Below are 17458 nucleotides of genomic sequence, written 5' to 3'. Positions count from 1 at the left end.
TTGCTACCCAAGTGGGGGGTCGCCGCCCATCGGCGCCGCGGGTCTTGCGCGCAGGAATGCACGTACGGCGCTGCTCTGTGTCAACGAAGCCGCAGCGCGGCTTGTTAAAGGGGTCAAGACAGTCTTATTCTTGGTTTCACGTCACAGGCCTTTGCGCCACTCTGAAGCTCAGCAAGCAACAGCAGCACTTGCGACAACGCTGAACCTCGGAAAGCTCTGATGACGCCTCGGTCCTTGAGGGGGCGCCATCAGAACTTCCCAGACGACGACGTCGGATGCGGTCTCTCGATCGATCACGCGCGCCTCAGTCTGGTGTCGGACACAGGAGGCCAGCATGGACGTGATCAGCCATTTCGCCGCTCGCTACGAGCGCACTCGTGTCGAAGAGCTCTCGCTCGAAGAGTATCTGGCCGAGTGCAAGCGCAATCCCCTCGCCTACGCCACCGCCGCCGAGCGCATGCTCCAGGCCATCGGCGAGCCGCAGATGATCGATACGCGCAACGACCCGCGGCTGTCGCGCATCTTCGCGAACAAGACCATCAAGATCTACCCCGCCTTCGCCGAGTTCTACGGCATGGAAGAGGCGATCGAGCAGGTCGTCTCCTACTTCCGCCATGCCGCGCAAGGCCTGGAGGAGAAGAAGCAGATCCTCTATCTGCTCGGCCCGGTGGGCGGCGGCAAGAGCTCGATCGCCGAGCGGCTGAAGTACCTGATGGAGCAGGTGCCCTTCTACGCACTGTCCGGCTCGCCGGTGAACGAGTCCCCGCTGGGCTTGTTCAATGCCGCCGAGGACGGGCCCCTGCTGGAGAAGGAATACGGCATCCCGCAGCGCTACCTGAACCGCATCATGAGCCCCTGGGCGGTGAAGCGGCTCGAGGAGTTCGGCGGCGACATTCGCAAGTTCAAGGTCGTCAAGCGCTACCCCAGTGTGCTGCGCCAGATCGGCGTGGCGAAGACCGAGCCGGGCGACGAGAACAACCAGGACATCTCCTCGCTGGTCGGCAAGGTCGACATCCGCAAGCTCGAGACCTATGCGCAGGACGACCCCGATGCCTACAGCTACAGCGGCGGCCTGTGCCTGGCCAACCAGGGCCTGCTCGAGTTCGTCGAGATGTTCAAGGCGCCGATCAAGGTGCTGCACCCGCTGCTGACCGCCACGCAGGAAGGCAACTTCAAGGGCACCGAAGGCTTCGGCGCCATTCCCTTCGACGGCATCGTGCTGGCGCACAGCAACGAGAGCGAGTGGAAGACCTTCCGCAACAACAAGAACAACGAGGCCTTCCTCGACCGCATCTACATCGTCAAGGTGCCTTACTGCCTGCGCGTCAGCGAGGAGATCAAGATCTACGAGAAGCTGATCCGCGGCTCCTCGCTCGCCGAGGCCAAGTGCGCCCCGGGCACGCTGAAGATGATGGCGCAGTTCGCCGTGCTGACACGGCTGAAGGAGCCGGAGAACTCGTCGCTGTTCTCCAAGATGCTGGTCTACGACGGCGAGAACCTAAAGGACACCGACCCGCGCGCCAAGAGCATCCAGGAGTACCGCGACTACGCCGGCGTCGACGAGGGCATGAACGGCATCAGCACGCGCTTCGCCTACAAGATCATCTCCAAGGTCTTCAACTTCGATGCCAGCGAGGTGGCCGCCAACCCGGTGCACCTGATGTACGTGCTGGAACAGCAGATCGAGCGCGAGCAGTTCCCCGCCGAGCTGGAGCAGAAGTACGTCGGCCTGATCAAGGAGCAGCTGGCGCCGCGCTATGCCGAGTTCATCGGCAAGGAGATCCAGACCGCGTACCTGGAAAGTTATTCGGAATACGGCCAGAACATCTTCGACCGCTACGTCACCTATGCCGACTACTGGATCCAGGATCAGGAATACCGCGACCAGGACACCGGCGAGGTCTTCGACCGCGCCGCGCTGAACGCCGAGCTGGAGAAGATCGAGAAGCCCGCGGGCATCAGCAACCCCAAGGACTTCCGCAACGAGATCGTCAACTTCGTGCTGCGCGCACGCGCCAACAACCAGGGCAAGAACCCGGCCTGGACCAGCTACGAGAAGCTGCGCACGGTGATCGAGAAGAAGATGTTCTCCAACACCGAAGAGCTGCTGCCGGTGATCAGCTTCAACGCCAAGGCCAGCGCCGACGAGGCCAAGAAGCACGAGAACTTCGTGCAGCGCATGGTCGACAAGGGCTACACCGCCAAGCAGGTGCGGCTGCTCTGCGAGTGGTACCTCCGGGTGAGGAAGTCCAGCTGAGAAAGCAGGTGGCGCGATGTCGCTCCAGCAAATCATTGACCGCAGGCTCTCGGGCAAGAACAAGTCCGTGGGCAACCGCGAGCGCTTCCTGCGCCGCCACAAGGAGCAGATCCGCGAGGCGGTGCGGCGTGCGGTGGACGGCCGCGGCATCCGCGACATCGAGCGCGGCGAGGACGTGCACATCCCCAAGAAGGACCTGAGCGAGCCGGTCTTCGGCCATGGCGAGGGCGGCGTGCGTGAGGTGGTGCGGCCGGGCAACACCGAGCATGTGAAGGGCGACCGCATCCCCAAGCCCAAGGGCGGCGGACAGGGCCAGGGCGGCAAGCAGGCCAGCGACTCCGGCGAGGGCGAGGACGACTTCGTCTTCCACCTCAGCAAGGAAGAGTTCATGCAGGTCTTCTTCGATGACCTGGCCTTGCCCAATCTGGCTCGCACCACGCTGGCCGACACGCCGGAATGGAAGAGCCACCGCGCCGGTTTCGTCAGCGACGGCACGCCGACCAATCTGCATGTGGTGCGCTCGATGCGCGGTGCACTGGGCCGGCGCATCGCTCTGGGCATGGGCAAGCGCCGCGAGCTGCGCGAACTCGAAGAACGTCTGGTGCTGCTCAAGCGCGAGGACGGCAGCAAGCCCGAAGCGCAGGCGCTGATCAAGGAGACCGAGGCGCGCATCGCCGAGCTGCGCCGCCGTCTGGGTGCGATTCCCTTCCTCGACCCCATCGACCTGCGCTACCGCAACCGCGTGCGCGTGCCGGTGCCGACCACGCGCGCGGTGATGTTCTGCCTGATGGACGTCAGCGGCTCGATGGACGAGGCGCGCAAGGACCTGGCCAAGCGTTTCTTCATCCTGCTTTATCTCTTCCTGACCCGGCACTACGAGAAGATCGACGTGGTCTTCATCCGCCACCACACGCAGGCGCAGGAGGTGGACGAGCAGAACTTCTTCCACGCCACCGAGACCGGCGGCACGGTGGTGTCCTCGGCCCTGGTGCTGATGGAAGAGATCATCCGCGAGCGCTACTCGCCGAGCGAGTGGAACATCTACGGCGCGCAGGCCAGCGATGGCGACAACTGGCACCACGACAGCAGCCGCTGCCGCGAGATCCTGGCCGACAAGATCCTGCCGCTGTGCCGCTACTTCGCCTATGTGCAGGTGGCCGAGGCCGAGCAGAACCTGTGGGAAGAGTACGAACAGCTGGCCGAGGAGGTGCCGCACTTCGCGATGCGCAAGGCGGTCGAGGCCTCGCAGATCTATCCGGTCTTCCGCGAGCTGTTCAAGAAGGAAGGGGCACCCGCATGAGCAGCCCGCTGAGCACCGACGCCACCAGCCTGATGACAGCGCCGACCACCAGTGGCGACAACCGTCGCCATCTGGGCCTGGGTGCCGACCGCAACGAATATGGCGGCCGCCGCCACCAGCCGCCGCTGCAGGAAATGAAGCCGTTGAAGCAGCGCCCCGACCAGCCGCTGCCCTCGCCCAGCGACTGGAGCTTCGAGCTGATCGACCAGTACCACGAGGTGATCCGCCAGACGGCCGAGCGCTACGGGCTGGACACCTATCCGAACCAGCTCGAGGTCATCACCGCCGAACAGATGATGGACGCCTACGCCTCGGTGGGGATGCCGGTGAACTACCGGCACTGGAGCTACGGCAAGGAATTCATCGCCACCGAGCGCAGCTACAAGCGCGGCCAGATGGGCCTGGCCTACGAGATCGTCATCAACTCCGATCCCTGCATCGCCTACCTGATGGAAGAGAACACCATGGCCATGCAGGCCCTGGTGATCGCGCATGCGAGCTACGGCCACAACAGCTTCTTCAAGGGCAACTACCTGTTCCGCATGTGGACCGACGCGTCGAGCATCATCGACTACCTGGTCTATGCGAAGAACTACGTCGCCGAGTGCGAGGAACGCCACGGCATCGAAGCGGTCGAGCTGATCCTCGATTCCTGCCATGCGCTGATGAACCATGGCGTGGACCGCTACCGCCGCCCGGCCAAGCTCTCGCTGGCGCAGGAGCGTGCGCGCCAGCAGGACCGCGAGGCCTATGCGCAGCGGCAGATCAACGACCTCTGGCGCACGCTGCCGCGCGCCAGCGACAAGGCCGACGACGAAGCCAAGGCCGCGCGCCGCTTCCCCGACGAGCCGCAGGAGAACATCCTCTACTTCATCGAGAAGAACGCGCCGCTGCTGGAGCCCTGGCAGCGCGAGCTGGTGCGCATCGTGCGCAAGATCGCGCAGTACTTCTATCCGCAGCGCCAGACCCAGGTGATGAACGAGGGCTGGGCCACGTTCTGGCACCACCGGCTGCTGAACCAGATGTACGACGACGGCTATCTGTCGGACGGCATGATGATCGAGTGGCTGAAGTCGCACACCAATGTGGTCGCGCAGCCGCCGATGGCGCATCTGAACCCCTATGCGCTGGGCTTCGCGATGTACAGCGACATCAAGCGCATCTGCGAGAACCCCACCGAAGAAGACCGGCGCTGGTTCCCCGACATCGCCGGTGCGCCCTGGCTGCCCACGCTGGACCACGCGATGCGCAACTTCAAGGACGAGAGCTTCATCGGGCAGTACCTGAGCCCGCGACTGATGCGCGAGTTCCGCCTCTTCGCCATCCTCGACGACGCCAACAAGAGCGAGTACGAGATCTCCGCCATCCACGATGATGCCGGCTACCAGCATGTGCGCGAGGCCCTGTCCAAGCAGTACGACCTGGGCAGCCGCGAGCCCAATATCCAGGTCTGGAACGTCAATCTGCGCGGCGACCGCTCATTGACGCTGCGCCACACCCAGCACATGGAGCGGCCCCTGCACGACAGCGCGCAGGAGGTGCTCAAGCATGTGGCGCGGCTGTGGGGCTTTGACGTGCACCTGGAGAGCGCCAACGGCCGCGGCGACATCACGCAGCGCTGGAGCGCGCGCGGACCGCAGACGCACTGAATAGCATCGGGGCCTTGCCCCTCATCTCGGGGGGCGCTGAGCCTTTTCGTCCCCCGGCATGGCGTAGGCAGACAGGAACAACCACTGTCTGGAGAGTCCTGTCATGCCCTACACGCTTCACCCCCCTGCTCGGCCCCCTATCGCCCGCCCAGGCCACGGCAGCTATCGCCTGCTGTGCGCAGCGCTGCTCGTCCTGAGTGCGCTGCCGGCTGCCGCATCACCGATGCTGCTGCGCGTCCAGGGCCTGTACACGCCCAGCAATGCGCCCGCGTCGGGAGCGGCGCTGGCCCAGGCAATCAACGGCGCCAGCAGCTGGGCCGCGATGGGCACGGTGGCGATGGCGCTGGAGCTGCGCTATGACAACCTGCTCACCGGCACATCCTTCAATCCATCGCTGGGCACTTTCACCTGGAGCTACGACACGGTGCAGGCCCTGCATCTGCAGCTGGGCAACGCCAACTTCTACAGCGAGGCCGCCGACGGTGCCTCACTGGGCCGCATCGTGCTCGGGCCTGCGGCGGTGACGGCGCCCGAGCTGAAGACAGGGGGCTTCGACGGCTTCCTGTTCAGCCTGAGTCAGGCCTGGTCGCGCAGCGGCACGCCGTCGGTCTACAGCTTTCCGGGCGCCACGCCGCAGAGCTCGGCCAACGGCCTCTACGACTACTACTTCCGCGCCGCCTACGATGCCAGCCTGTCCAACCGGATCATGGACTTCTGGGCCATCCATGCCGCGAGCGATACGCTCTACAGCGGCCTGCCCACCGGGCGCTGGCGCATGACGGGCTTCACCGTCGAGTCCATCCAGGACAGCCCGCCGACCGACCCGCCGCCAAGCAATGGCGTGCCCGAGCCGGGCAGCCTGGCGCTGGCTGCGGTCGGCCTGCTCTCGCTGTTCAGATCGCGAAGATCTTGCCGGGGTTCATGATGTTGCGCGGGTCCAGCGCGGTCTTCAGCTGCCGCATCAGCGCCACCGTGCCGTCGCCGGCCTCGTCGACCAGGAAGCCCTGCTTGTGCAGGCCGATGCCATGCTCGCCGGTGCAGGTGCCTTCCAGGCGCAGCGCGCGATGCACCATCTGGTCGCTCAGGCGCTCGGCGGTCTCTCGCTCGGCAGGGATGGCCGGGTCGATCAGGTAGCCAATGTGGAAATTGCCGTCGCCGACATGGCCGACGAGGAAATAGGGCAGGCCGGCCTCGTCGGCCTCGCGCACCGATTCGTTGATGCTCTCGGCCAGGCGCGAGATCGGCACGCAGGTGTCGGTGGTCACGCAGCGGCAGCCCGGCTTGGTCTGCAGCGCCGACAGATAGGCATGGTGACGCGCGGTCCACAGCCGCGTGCGTTCCTCGGGCGTCGTGGCCCAGGCGAAATCCTCGCCACCGAACTCGCGGGCGATCTCCTGCACAGTCTGCGCCTGCTCAGCCACGCCGGCCGGCGAGCCGTGGAATTCCATCAGCAGCATCGGCGCCTCGCGCAGGCCCAGCTTGTCGTGCAGGTTCACCGCGCGCACCGCGTTGGCGTCGAGCAGCTCGCAGCGCGCGATCGGCACGCCCAGCTGGATGATCTGTATCGTGGTCTGCACCGCGGCATCGATGCTGGGGAAGAAGCAGATCGCCGCCGACACCGCCTCGGGCAGCGGGAAGATGCGCAGCGTCACCTCGGTGATCACGCCCAGCGTGCCCTCGCTGCCGACGAAGACGCGTGTGAGGTCGTAGCCCGCGCTGCTCTTGCGCGCCCGCGAGCCGGTGCGCACGATCTCGCCGCTGGCCGTCACCACCGTCAGGCCCAGCACCGCCTCGCGCATCGTGCCGTAGCGCACCGCGTTCGTGCCGCTGGCGCGCGTGGCCGCCATGCCGCCGATCGAGGCGTCGGCGCCGGGGTCGATGGGGAAGAACAGCCCGGCATGGCGCAGCTCGGCATTGAGTTGGTTGCGCGTCACGCCGGCCTGCACGGTCACCGTCAGGTCCTCAGCATTGACGCGCAGGATCTGCTTCATGCGCGAGACGTCGAGGCTCACGCCGCCCTGCACCGCGAGCAAATGGCCTTCCAGCGAGGAGCCCGCGCCAAAGGGAATCACCGGCACGCCGTGCTGATGCGCCAGCGCCACCACCGCGGCGACGTCCTCGTTGCTCTCGGCGAAGACCACGCAGTCCGGCGGCTCCACGTCGAAAGGCGACTCGTCGCGGCCATGCTGCTCGCGCACCGCCAGCGCGGTGGAGCAGCGTTCGCCGAAACGCGCGCGCAGCGCCTGCAGCATCGCCTCGGGCACCGGGCGCCGCTCGGCGTTCAGCAGGGCAGTGGGGTCGTGGGGGGCATTCATCGCGGCACTCCAGGCCGCCCCAGCGGCGACCGACAGCATCGATTCTAGGAAAGCGCCCCCTGCCGGCGTGCGAGCTGCAGTCCGGCCAAGTCGGCCATGAGCCTTTTGCTGAGGTGACGCGGCGTAAGTGGACAAGGAGGCCCAGCAAAGCCGGGTCGCCGTGGATTCGACGAAACCCCAGACAAGGACTGCCGCTGATGCTGATGATCCACAAGCCCACCGCCCGTCGCGCGCAGCTGCGCTGCGCGCCTCTGCTCGCCGCCGGCTGCCTCGCCGTCATGAGCCTGCCCGCGCTGTCCCAACAGGAGCCGCAGCCCGCCGCCGCCAGCGCGCCCGCCTCGGCGCCGACGCTGACCGTCCCCAGTGACATCAAGCCCGTCACGCTCGCCACCGACGATCTGGACATCGAGGATGGCGCCGCGCTGCGCGGGCTGAAGCGCGTGGCGCTGGCCGGCGTGGCGGTCTATGTGGTCAACGAGGCCTCGGCTGGCGGCTCGGCCGGCGCCGTCTATCGCGACCGCACGATGGCCTCGGTCAACACCTCGCTGAAGGTCGTCGGCCTGGATGCCGCGCGGCTGCAGGCGCTGGCCGACCAGGCCCATGATCGCATCACCGCCGCGCTGCGCGCCCGCGGCATCGAGGTGCTGCCGCCGGCTGAGCTCAAGGCCCTGCCCGCCTATGCCGAGCTGGCCGCGATCGGCGAGCTGCAACCGATGCCGCTGGACGCCCGCGGCGGCAAGGGCCAGGTGTTCAGCGGCCACGGCCTGCCGCTGATCCATCAGAGTGAACAGATGTGGCACAACCGCACCGTCGGTGGCCTGTTCGGCGCCAAGGTCGAGGACCGCTTCGCCGGCCTTGGCGACAACCTCGCTGCCGCGATGCGCAAGCCCAAGCTCGACGCTGCGCTCGAAGGAATCAGCAAGAGCAGTGGGGGTGCCGCGATCGTGATGGCCCGCCTGGTGCTGACCGCCGCGCAGGTCAAAGGCTCGGGCGGCGCCTGGGCGCTGAGCGCCTCGACCTCGGTGCGCAACAGCCTGTTCATGCCGGCCTGGACCAACCGGCTGTGGGTGCGCCGCCCCGACGGCCAGGTGGGCCGCGTCTCGCTCAAGCATGCGCTGGCCTCCGAGCACGCGCTGGGCGAGCTCGTCGACGTCACCAGCACCGGCACCAAGGCGGCGAACATCGCGCTCACCGCCTTCACGATGCTGGCCGCGATGAGCGGCACCGGCCGTGGTGTGGTGGCCAGCAGCCAGGACCTCGAGCTGCGCAGCTCGCCGGAGCTGTTCGAAGCGGTGGCGCTGCCGCAGATCCACGGTGTCGTCGATGGCCTGGCGCGCGCCCTCGAGCCCTGAGCCCAGCGCCCACGAAAAAGGGCCGGCAGTGCCGGCCCCTGGGCGAAAGAGTCAGCGTCTCGCGACTGCCGCTTACTCGCTGAGCATCATGCTGCGGTAGTTCGGATCGGCCTTGATCTCGGCCTCGCTGAAGGGCAGCTTGGCCCACTTGGCTCCCTTGAGGAAGATGTCCGAGTAGAGCTTGGTCTGGTCCGAGAAGTGCTGCGACAGCAGATGGCTGCTCTGCGAATAGGTCAGGATGCCTTCGGCCACCGGGCCATTGGCATCGAAAGTGACCCATTGCATATAGCTGTTGCCGTAGACCGGGTCGCCGTACAGGCCGGCGCTGAGATTGCCGCGGATGTTGTTGAAGGTGTAGCGGCCGCCGGGGAAGGGGATGGGGGCGCTGTCGCGCACGATCACCTGCTTGCGGGCATTGACCTCCTCCAGGGCGAACTTGTTGGCGTTGAACCACTGCACCGCGTCGGCCAGCAGCGTGACAGCCTTGGTGTCGGCGGTGTTGTAGCCGCGCGGCGTGTAGACCGGATCCGCCGGGTCATAGGGCACGCGCCACAGGCTCGCATCCTTCATCTCGCCCGACAGCTCGTAGAACTTGCGGAACAGCAGCGAGCCCGGATCAGCCATGCCCTCGGTCTTCTTCCAGATCGACAGCACGCCGCAGGCCTTGCTGAGGTCGGTCACCACGCCCTTGCTGTCTATGCCCGTCAGGATGCCGCCGCTGCAGCGCGCGGCCAGGAACTCGTCCAGCCACATCTCCGCCTTGAAGAAGCGGCTCTTGGCATAGACCTGCTGCAGATTAGCCACGGTGAAGCCGGTGCCGGGCAGGCCGTCCGTGCCCTTCATGCGATCCAGCACCTGGGCGATACCGGCGCGGGTGCGCTCGCCCTGCTCCCGGCCCTCGGCCACCGGACCGGTGGCGATGATCCTGGGGTAGCCGGCCAGGCGCACCTTGTCGTTGGGCAGCCAGTGGCTGTCGTTGGCGTTGACGATGTAGTCGTCGCGCAGCACATAGGGGCGCTGGCTGCTGGGGATGGCGCCGTTCCAGTTGCAGCTGCTCCTGCTGCCGTCCATCAGCACCAGGCCGCGGCTGGCCAGCAGGAACTGGCCCGTGGGGCTGTTCACGCAGCTGGCCAGCTGCGCATCGCTGACGTTGGCGGCCACCGAGTAGTTGGCGTAGAGCGCCTTGCCGTTCTTGTCGGCCGCCATGGTGTTGACCCAGGGCATCGCGCCGTAGGTGGCCAGCGACTCGCGCAGGCTCTCGGCGCTGGTGGACTTGCCGTTGAGCAGGGCCTGGTCGAGCAGCTTGTAGTTGCTGTAGTTGGCGTCGCGGATCGCGAAGGCCGCACCGCCCGACCAGCCGAAGGTGGCGCCGTCACTCAGCACCGGGCCGAAGTCAGTGCCGTACAGCGTGCGCTGGTGGGTCTTCAGCGTGCCATCGGGCTGCAGCGCCTCCACGCTGAGCGCGGTCTTCGTCATCGCCTTGTAGCCGCCGTCGATCTGGTAGCGCGTCGGGTCGGCCGGGTCCAGCTTGAGCTGGAACAGCGTGAAGCGGTTGTCGGTGGAGAAGGTGTGCGTCCAGGCCACGTCCTTGTTGAAGCCTATCAGCGGCACCAGCGTGCCCAGCAGGGTCGAGCCGAACACGTCGTACTTGCCGGGGATGGTGATGTGCAGCTTGTGCAGGCGCAGCGCACCCCACCAAGGGAAGTGCGGATTGCCCATCACGATACCCGCGCCGCTCTGTGTCACACCCTTGCCCAGACCGTAGCCGTTGGAGCCGATGGCATGCTCGAACAGCGCATTGGTGCCCTGCACCAAGGGACTGTTCAGCACCGCCAGTTGAGTGGCCGGTCGCTTCAAGGCCTTGGCGCTCAACGCTGCCACGCTGGTCGTGCCGGCAGGCTTGGGGCCGGGCGGCTGGGCCGAGCCGATCGCGTTGATGAACTGCATCGAGCTGCCCGCCATGGCAGCCTGGCTGAAACGCCAGTAGGCCTCGTCCTCGCTCATCGGCGTGACCCAGGCCGCACCCTTGCACTCGGCCGGCAGGCCGTTGACGCCCTTGTCGCGCAGATAGCGGTTGTAGCCGGCCACGAAGCCGCTGACCATGTCGCGCACCTCGGGGCTGCTGGCCGCCTTCATGGCCTGGGCCAGCGCGGGCGTCATCAGCAGCTTGTAGAAAAAGTCCGAGGACAGATTGGGCGTGAAGTCGCCGAACTGGCCCAGATAGGTGATGGGCACGCCCTTGGCATCCACGTCGCCGAAGAAGCGCGAGCGCTGCCCCCGCAGCGTCACCAGCTCCTGGGCAAACAGGCAGACATGGTCGTTCGCGAAGGCATAGCCATAGCCATAGCCGGCGCCCTTGAAGTCCGCCGCCTTGACGTGGGGAACGCCGTAGCTGGTGTAGCGGATCTCGGCCTGATAGGTCGGGTTGCTGGTCGGCGGCGTGCTGGACGCCGGGTCGCCACCGCCGCCGCAGGCGCTCAGCAGCACGGTGCCGGCCAGCAGCGCGGCCAGGGGTGACAGGGCATGGGGAATGCGCTCGCGCATGGGGTCTCCTTGAATCTGGGTCTTGTAGCTCTTCGCAGCACAGCCTTCGGGTTAGCGGCCATGGCTAGCGATGACTAGGAGGCTATCATCGCCGCGCTTAGGTCGCCCCTGTGGCCTACCCTCAGAACTGTCTTCCACACTCGAACGATCTATAGGAGCAAGCCCCATGCGCGCCGCTGTCAAACCCCTGCTGATCGCCCTGCTGGGCGCGCTGAGCACCTCGCTGGTCCAGGCCTCCGGCTACCACTTCGGCTCCCAATCGGCCTCGGCCCAGGGCACTGCGAACGCCAACGCGGCCGAGGCGGCTGATGCCTCGGTGCAGTTCTACAACCCGGCCGGCCTCACGCTGCTGGACGGCACGCAGGCCAGCGGCGTGCTGAACATCGTGCTGCCCAAGGGCCGCTTCACCGATGCAGGCAGCTTCACCCAATTCGGCTTGAGCACGCGCGGCGGCGCTCCGGGCGACTTCGTCGAGCCGGCTGCCGTGCCGCACGCCTACCTGAGCCATCGCCTGAGCGAGCGGCTGAGCGCCGGTCTCGGCTTCTTCGTGCCCTTCGGCTCCAAGAGCGAGTACGACAGTGCCTGGACGGGCCGCTACAACAGCATCGGCACCGAGCTGCAGACGCTCACCCTCAACCCCTCGCTGGCCTACAAGCTGAGCCCGGTGCTCAGCGTCGGCGCCGGCCTCAGCCTGCAGCACATCAGCGGCAAGCTGGCCAAGGGTGCCGACTTCGGCTCCGGCGCGATGGCGTCCATCGTCGAGGCCCAGGTGCGGGCCAACGCCGTGCCCGGCGTTCCCATCGAGATCATCCGCGCTGCGGTGATCAACCAGCTCGGCGGCCTGATCAAGACCGCCTCCGGCAATCCCAGCTATTCCGGCCGGGTCGATATCGAAGGCGATGACTGGGGCGCCGGCTTCAACCTCGGCCTGATGTACATGCCCGATGCCGACACCCGCTTCGGCATCGCCTACCGCTCTGCGATCAAGCACACGCTCAAGGGCGACGCCCGCTGGCAGGTGCAGACCGCCGCCGACAATCTGGCCACGCTGCTCAACAGCGTCCAGCCCGGCCTCGGCAGCCAGGTGCGCGCCAATCTGCTGGGCGCTTACACCGACAGCGCTGCGCAGCTGGCGGTGAAGACGCCGGAGTCGCTGTCCTTCTCCTTCTACAAGAAGCACGATGCGCGCACCGCCGTGATGGGCGACGTGACGATCACCCGCCACTCGCGCTTCCAGGAGCTGCGCGTGGACTTCGCCAACAACCTGCCCGACTCGGTCACGCCGCAGCGCTGGACCAACACCGTGCGCGCCTCGCTGGGCGTCAGCCACCAGTACAGCGAGAAGCTGGCGCTGCGCGGCGGCGTGGCCTACGACCAGTCGCCGGTGACCCAGGCCAACCGCACGCCCTCGATTCCCGATGGCGACCGCAGCTGGCTGTCAGCCGGCCTGAACTGGAAGTTCGACAACAAGCGTTCGGTGGACTTCGCGCTCAGCTACATCCACGTCGCCCCGGGCGAGATCTACAGCTACGACAACGGCGGCCAGCTCAACGCCGTGGGATCGGCCGTCTGCAATCCGGCCGCCAACACCTCGAGCTGCGCGACGGTGGTCGGTCGCTACAAGGTGAACTCCGCCCTCATCGGCATCCAGTACAACCACAAGTTCTGAGCCCGCGCACAGGGTCCGGAAGGGCCCTGTGGCTGGCGAAGGCTAAGCCGCGATACAAGCGGATTGGCTGAGTTCGCGCACAAGCCCCTTGCCGCCCGACCGCCATGGTGGGAGTATTGGCTAAGACCACTTCGAGGAGGCTTGCACCATGGCAGATACCCTGGACACCAGCACCGTGCTGCTCATCGCCTTGCTGGCTGTTGCCGTGCTTGGCGCAATCCGTTTCGACCTCTTCGGTCTGATCTGGCGCGAATGGCTGAAGCTGGGCAGCAGGAAACCCGAGCTGCCGCCCGGCCCGCCACCCTCTCACGGCCCCTACCATGGCAGCAGCGGCGCTCACGGGCACGATGAGAACGCCACGCACAAGCCTGCCGACTTTCACCGCAGCGGCAAGCGCGGCTGAGAGACGCGCGCCAGACCCTTCTCGCAAAAGCGTCTGGCGCATCAGGCAAGATGCGGGTCCTGTTGATCAACAACGATCCCGCATCAGCGCCCTGTCATGGCCAACCGACTTTCCCAGATCGCAACCCGCACCGGCGACGATGGCACGACCGGACTCGGCGACGGCAGCCGTGTGCCCAAGGACCATCTGCGCATCCAGGCCATAGGCGATGTCGACGAACTGAACTCCAACCTGGGCGTGCTGCTCGCCGAGCCGCTGCCTGACGATGTGCGCGAACTGCTGGTCACCATCCAGCACGAGCTGTTCAACCTCGGCGGCGAGCTGAGCATGCCCGGCTTCGCGCTGCTCAAGGACGAGGCCGTGCTGCGCCTGGACGAGGCGCTGGCCCATTACAACGAGACGCTGCCACGGCTGAAGGAATTCATCCTGCCGGCCGGCACGCGCAGCGCCGCCGTCGCCCACGTGTGCCGCACGGTGGCGCGCCGCGCCGAGCGAGCGGTGGTCACGCTGGCCGGCCACGAGACGCTCAATGCCGCGCCGCGCCAGTACCTGAACCGGCTGTCGGACCTGCTCTTCGTGCTGGCCCGCGTGCTCAACCGTGCCAATCTCGACGGCCTGGGCGGCGACGACGTCTACTGGCACAGCGAGCGGCTCAAGCGCGAGCAGGCCTAAGTGTCCAGCGCTGCGGCGGCTTCCCTCAGCCGTTTAGCGTAGGCTTGGCGCAGCGCCGCCGGCGCCCTCACCTCCACCTGCCCGGCATGGCGCAGCAGGTCCATCAGCAGCTCGGTCGCGTCCACATAGGGCACGCTGAGCTGCCAGCGGCCATCGTCCAGCCAGCGGCTGTGCTGCTCTGGGTGCCACTCCTCGTGTGAGACCCACTGCGCCGCCTCGGCGCTGAACACCAGCTCGGCCCGCTGCGCCTCGCCGCCGGCGAAGATGCCGTAGCCGCGGTCCAGCTCGGCCTCCAGCGCCTTCAGCGCCACCGGCCTGGCCTTGTCGGCCAACAGCTCGGCCGACTCGATCGCATCGAGCGCGAAGCGCCGCAAGCCTTCGCTCTGGTGGCACCAGGCATCGAGGTACCAGGTATTGCGGTAGTGCACCAGGCGCTGCGGCGAAACCAGGCGCTCGCTGACCGTGCCACCACCCTTGCCGCGCTTGCGATAGCGCAGCCGCAGCCGCCGGCGCTGCACCACCGCGCTGCCCACGGTCTCGAAGCAGTCGCTGGCCACGCGGCGACGCGCGGTGCTGATCAGCTTGACGCGCCGCGTCAGCTCCTGCGCCTCGGCCGCATCGCCACCGAGCATGCTGCTGATCTTGTCGAACATGGGCTGCAGATGGCGACTCAGGATGCCGTTCTCGTCCAGGCTCGACATCAGCTGATGCATGGTCAAGAGCGCGTGCAGCTCGCGCTCGTTGAACCACACGCCGGGCAGCTCGTGGCGGGCGCCGGCCGCGCCGCGCCACTGCTGGCCGAAGCGATAGCCGTTGCTGGACGCGTCGTACTCGATCGGCGCATCCAGGCGCTCGCGCAAGTACTGCAGGTCGCGCTTCAGCGTCGCGGGCGAGACCTCCAGGGCCTCCAGCAAGGCGGCGAAGCTCACGCACTCGCGCGAGCGGATCAGCATCTCTATCTTGTAGAAGCGCTCGGTGCGGTCCATGGTTTCGTCCGTCCCGTCCTGCTCGGTGTTTTCCCGCAACTCCAGGGTAGCTCACGCCATGAGCCACCTGCAGCTCAGACTGTGCCACAGGGTTGATTGATTCGGCAGCCCCTTACAGCAGCAATTGGAGCAGGAGCACACCATGGCACATCTCTTCGCAGCCGTTGAACACAAGCAGCATCAAGCCCCCGCGGCACCGGCGCAGCTGGAACTGGGCATGGCCGAGCAGGCACATCAGTCTTCGGCAGGCTCGCACTTGAGCGCCCACGAACGTCTGGGCTTCGAACTGGGCTGGGACCATGCGCACCATGGCATGACGCCGCCGACCGCGCATCTGTTCGCCACCTCGCCGCTGCGCCAGGGCTGGCTGGCTGGCCGCGCCACCTTCGGCCGCCGCACGCTCAAGGCCAGCCGCCACACCCGCCTGTGGCTGGCGCTGCGTAGCCATGCCTGGGCGCGCGGCCGCAGCTTCGAGACGCTGGAGCTGACGCCCAACTACCTGCAGCAGATCAGCGTCGAGCACTGCCCCATCACCCGCACGCTGCTCGACGAAAGCAATGCGTCGATCGACCGCGTGCGCGACGATGCCGGCTATGCCGCCGGCAATATCGCCATGCTCAGCCGCCAGGCCAACGCCGCTAAGGCAGCGCATGGCTGGTCCAGCGCCGCCGAGCTGGCTGCCAGCCTGAGCCAGGGCCCGTTCACCGAAGTGGCTGGCCTGGGCGCGGCCGAGTGGCAGCGCATCGCGGTGCTGTGCAGCTTCGTCACCGAGCTGCCGCACGAGCAGGCCGCCTGCATCCCGCTGCATGTGCTGCCGCCGAACCGGCTGCGCCTGTTCAACCCCATCCAGGCCCTGCAGGCTCTGGTGACGCGCCAGCTGGCCACGCCGGGCTGGAGCCAGCGCCTGGCCCGCATCGAGGCCCTGCTGCCGGCCGACGAGGCGCTGCGCGGTGATTTCAACCGCTTCGTGATGGCGCTGGTGCCGCGCGTGCTGCGCAACAGCAAGGACGCGCTGCTGGCCACGCACGAGATCCGCTGGGCGCTGGAAGACGCGTGGAGCGATGCGTTGGTGATGAAGCGCTGGACGCGCTTCGCCATGCAGTTGAGCGCCACGCAAGCGGAAAGCCTGGTGCAGCGTGCCGCTGCCAAGCGCCTGACCACCGTGCATGTGCAGCGCCATGCCGCGCCGCGGGCCACCGAAGGTTGGGCGCTGGAGCGTCGCGGTTACCGCGCCGCTGCCTGAAAACGGTCTGGCGTAGCGAGCAAGACCGGATCACCCGGCCTAGCCGGGCAGCCCTTGATAGAGCTTCTCCAGATTGCCGTACTGATCCTGCAGCGCCACATGGTGGCCCATGGAGCCGAACCACTCGGCCCACTGCTGAGCCATCTTCTTGCTCGGCAGCCAGGGACCGGTGCGTTCCAGATGGACGCGGTAGCCGCGGCGCTCATGGAAGACCACGCGCCACATCCCACCTGCAATCTGTCTGTCGAATCCGCTGCTCATTTTCTTGGTGAATCTAGCATCACCTGGCACTCATATCGGCTGCTCGAGCGCGAAGCTGTGCGTAGAAGTTCGCACCGGCAGGACGATTGGCCGCCTGATCCCTAGACTGCTAGCAAGACCTGACCCTGCTGGTCCGTGGCTCTCGCTGCTCAGACCAGCGAACGCTGCAAGCGCAGCTCTTCGAGACGCACACCACCCACCTCGGCCGTCTTGGCGCTGCCGAGATCGCGCTTGAAGCCCGCCTGCTCGAAGAAGCGCAGCGCGCGTTCGTTGCGCAGCCAGGTCCACAAGGTGACCTTGGTGCAGCCCTCTTCCTGCAGGCCATCGCGCGCGGCATCCCACAGCGCCAGGCCCACGCCCTTGTCCCAGTGCTCAGGCTTGGCATAGATCGCCCAGATCTCGCCCGTGCTCGAGGGCGTGCCCTTGTCGCGCGAGCGATCGAAGCCGACGAAACCCATCATTTCGTTGTCGACATGAGCCACCAGCACCTGGGGCTCGCACATATCGATGGCCTCGCGCCAGAAAGCCTGGCGCTTCTGCACCGACAGCGCATCCAGATGCGCGTCCGGGAGCAGGCCCCGGTACGCGCCTTGCGAAGAAGAGACATGGATCTCGGCAATGGCCTTGGCGTCACGCAACGTGGCGGGACGAACCTGAATACTCGACATACGCAACCAGAAAAAGCGAAAGGGCAAACCCGGCACTCCGCTTGAGCGCCGGTGTGTTGCACAGAAATCGAAGCGGCGAATTTTCTCTGCCATTGCGCTGAAGTCCGGCGCTTGACAGCAGGAAATTTCCCGATCTCGC

At 66.8% G+C, this 17458-nt stretch carries 14 protein-coding genes; 9 read left to right on the top strand and 5 right to left on the bottom strand.

Annotation, left to right across the window (positions count from 1 at the left end; translation table 11 throughout):
- The first annotated feature begins 334 nt into the window (after positions 1 to 334).
- From AC2EBS_RS17600 to AC2EBS_RS17585, 4 genes are all read left to right on the top strand, one after another.
- On the top strand, positions 335 to 2257 hold the full coding sequence (locus tag AC2EBS_RS17600) for a PrkA family serine protein kinase (protein ID WP_484729757.1): 1923 nt from the start codon (positions 335 to 337) through the stop codon (positions 2255 to 2257).
- Positions 2258 to 2273: 16 nt separating this feature from the next.
- A complete protein-coding gene (locus tag AC2EBS_RS17595; protein ID WP_484729756.1) occupies positions 2274 to 3557 on the top strand; it encodes a YeaH/YhbH family protein in 1284 nt (427 codons plus the stop codon).
- Between the two features lie 134 nt (positions 3558 to 3691).
- Entirely contained in the window at positions 3692 to 5206 is a 1515-nt protein-coding gene (locus AC2EBS_RS17590; protein ID WP_484729802.1) for a SpoVR family protein, read from the top strand.
- A 103-nt stretch (positions 5207 to 5309) separates the two neighbouring features.
- Positions 5310 to 6131, top strand: coding sequence for a PEP-CTERM sorting domain-containing protein (locus tag AC2EBS_RS17585; protein WP_484729755.1), 822 nt, complete (start codon positions 5310 to 5312; stop codon positions 6129 to 6131).
- Here the strand turns inward: AC2EBS_RS17585 and AC2EBS_RS17580 are convergent.
- Positions 6100 to 7521 carry an FAD-binding oxidoreductase gene (locus AC2EBS_RS17580; RefSeq protein WP_484729754.1) on the bottom strand — a complete coding sequence of 474 codons (1422 nt, stop codon included), beginning with the start codon at positions 7519 to 7521 and terminating at the stop codon, positions 6100 to 6102. The two genes, AC2EBS_RS17585 and AC2EBS_RS17580, sit on opposite strands and share 32 nt — an antisense overlap.
- 197 nt (positions 7522 to 7718) lie before the next feature.
- Between AC2EBS_RS17580 and AC2EBS_RS17575 the strand changes: the two genes are divergently transcribed.
- A complete protein-coding gene (locus AC2EBS_RS17575; protein WP_484729753.1) occupies positions 7719 to 8873 on the top strand; it encodes a hypothetical protein in 1155 nt (384 codons plus the stop codon).
- A gap of 72 nt (positions 8874 to 8945) precedes the next feature.
- Here AC2EBS_RS17575 and AC2EBS_RS17570 read toward each other — a convergent pair whose 3' ends face one another.
- On the bottom strand, positions 8946 to 11417 hold the full coding sequence (locus tag AC2EBS_RS17570; RefSeq protein WP_484729752.1) for a penicillin acylase family protein: 2472 nt from the start codon (positions 11415 to 11417) through the stop codon (positions 8946 to 8948).
- Between the two features lie 166 nt (positions 11418 to 11583).
- On the opposite strand from AC2EBS_RS17570, the gene AC2EBS_RS17565 reads away from it, so the two are divergent.
- The 3 genes from AC2EBS_RS17565 (at position 11584) to AC2EBS_RS17555 (ending at position 14161) form a co-directional block, all read left to right on the top strand.
- The gene (locus tag AC2EBS_RS17565; RefSeq protein ID WP_484729751.1) at positions 11584 to 13086 is read left to right on the top strand and encodes an OmpP1/FadL family transporter; all 1503 of its coding nucleotides are present in this window, start codon (positions 11584 to 11586) and stop codon (positions 13084 to 13086) included.
- A gap of 148 nt (positions 13087 to 13234) precedes the next feature.
- On the top strand, positions 13235 to 13489 hold the full coding sequence (locus tag AC2EBS_RS17560; protein WP_484729750.1) for a hypothetical protein: 255 nt from the start codon (positions 13235 to 13237) through the stop codon (positions 13487 to 13489).
- A gap of 96 nt (positions 13490 to 13585) precedes the next feature.
- Positions 13586 to 14161, top strand: coding sequence for a cob(I)yrinic acid a,c-diamide adenosyltransferase (locus tag AC2EBS_RS17555; protein WP_484729749.1), 576 nt, complete (start codon positions 13586 to 13588; stop codon positions 14159 to 14161).
- Here the strand turns inward: AC2EBS_RS17555 and AC2EBS_RS17550 are convergent.
- Complete coding sequence (locus tag AC2EBS_RS17550; protein WP_484729748.1) at positions 14158 to 15147, bottom strand: helix-turn-helix transcriptional regulator; 990 nt, start codon at positions 15145 to 15147, stop codon at positions 14158 to 14160. The genes AC2EBS_RS17555 and AC2EBS_RS17550 overlap by 4 nt on opposite strands.
- Positions 15148 to 15289: 142 nt before the next feature.
- On the opposite strand from AC2EBS_RS17550, the gene AC2EBS_RS17545 reads away from it, so the two are divergent.
- Positions 15290 to 16390: a hypothetical protein gene (locus tag AC2EBS_RS17545; protein ID WP_484729747.1), complete on the top strand. Its 1101-nt coding sequence runs from the start codon at positions 15290 to 15292 to the stop codon at positions 16388 to 16390.
- 39 nt (positions 16391 to 16429) lie between these two features.
- On the opposite strand, the gene AC2EBS_RS17540 is transcribed toward AC2EBS_RS17545, so the two are convergent.
- Together AC2EBS_RS17540 and AC2EBS_RS17535 are read right to left on the bottom strand one after the other, a co-directional pair.
- Positions 16430 to 16651, bottom strand: a complete 222-nt coding sequence (locus tag AC2EBS_RS17540) for a hypothetical protein (protein ID WP_484729746.1) — start codon at positions 16649 to 16651, stop codon at positions 16430 to 16432.
- A 149-nt stretch (positions 16652 to 16800) separates the two neighbouring features.
- Positions 16801 to 17319 (bottom strand): GNAT family N-acetyltransferase, encoded by a 519-nt coding sequence (locus AC2EBS_RS17535; protein ID WP_484729745.1) that lies wholly within the window; start codon positions 17317 to 17319, stop codon positions 16801 to 16803.
- Between the last annotated feature and the right edge of the window lie 139 nt (positions 17320 to 17458).

Source organism: Roseateles sp. T103, from assembly GCF_057219915.1.
The sequence above is the reverse complement of the archived record's forward strand: the minus strand, read 5'-3'. Positions and strand labels throughout refer to the sequence as shown.

Excerpts from the sequence above, each read along its gene's own strand:
- AC2EBS_RS17535 (WP_484729745.1), bottom strand. The coding sequence starts at position 17,319 with ATGTCGAGTATTCAGGTTCGTCCCGCCACGTTGCGTGACGCCAAGGCC.
- AC2EBS_RS17545 (WP_484729747.1), top strand. The coding sequence starts at position 15,290 with ATGGCACATCTCTTCGCAGCCGTTGAACACAAGCAGCATCAAGCCCCC.
- AC2EBS_RS17550 (WP_484729748.1), bottom strand. The coding sequence starts at position 15,147 with ATGGACCGCACCGAGCGCTTCTACAAGATAGAGATGCTGATCCGCTCG.
- AC2EBS_RS17585 (WP_484729755.1), top strand. The coding sequence starts at position 5,310 with ATGCCCTACACGCTTCACCCCCCTGCTCGGCCCCCTATCGCCCGCCCA.
- AC2EBS_RS17590 (WP_484729802.1), top strand. The coding sequence starts at position 3,692 with ATGAAGCCGTTGAAGCAGCGCCCCGACCAGCCGCTGCCCTCGCCCAGC.
- AC2EBS_RS17595 (WP_484729756.1), top strand. The coding sequence starts at position 2,274 with ATGTCGCTCCAGCAAATCATTGACCGCAGGCTCTCGGGCAAGAACAAG.
- AC2EBS_RS17575 (WP_484729753.1), top strand. The coding sequence starts at position 7,719 with ATGCTGATGATCCACAAGCCCACCGCCCGTCGCGCGCAGCTGCGCTGC.
- AC2EBS_RS17560 (WP_484729750.1), top strand. The coding sequence starts at position 13,235 with ATGGCAGATACCCTGGACACCAGCACCGTGCTGCTCATCGCCTTGCTG.
- AC2EBS_RS17565 (WP_484729751.1), top strand. The coding sequence starts at position 11,584 with ATGCGCGCCGCTGTCAAACCCCTGCTGATCGCCCTGCTGGGCGCGCTG.
- AC2EBS_RS17600 (WP_484729757.1), top strand. The coding sequence starts at position 335 with ATGGACGTGATCAGCCATTTCGCCGCTCGCTACGAGCGCACTCGTGTC.
- AC2EBS_RS17570 (WP_484729752.1), bottom strand. The coding sequence starts at position 11,417 with ATGCGCGAGCGCATTCCCCATGCCCTGTCACCCCTGGCCGCGCTGCTG.
- AC2EBS_RS17555 (WP_484729749.1), top strand. The coding sequence starts at position 13,586 with ATGGCCAACCGACTTTCCCAGATCGCAACCCGCACCGGCGACGATGGC.
- AC2EBS_RS17540 (WP_484729746.1), bottom strand. The coding sequence starts at position 16,651 with ATGAGCAGCGGATTCGACAGACAGATTGCAGGTGGGATGTGGCGCGTG.
- AC2EBS_RS17580 (WP_484729754.1), bottom strand. The coding sequence starts at position 7,521 with ATGAATGCCCCCCACGACCCCACTGCCCTGCTGAACGCCGAGCGGCGC.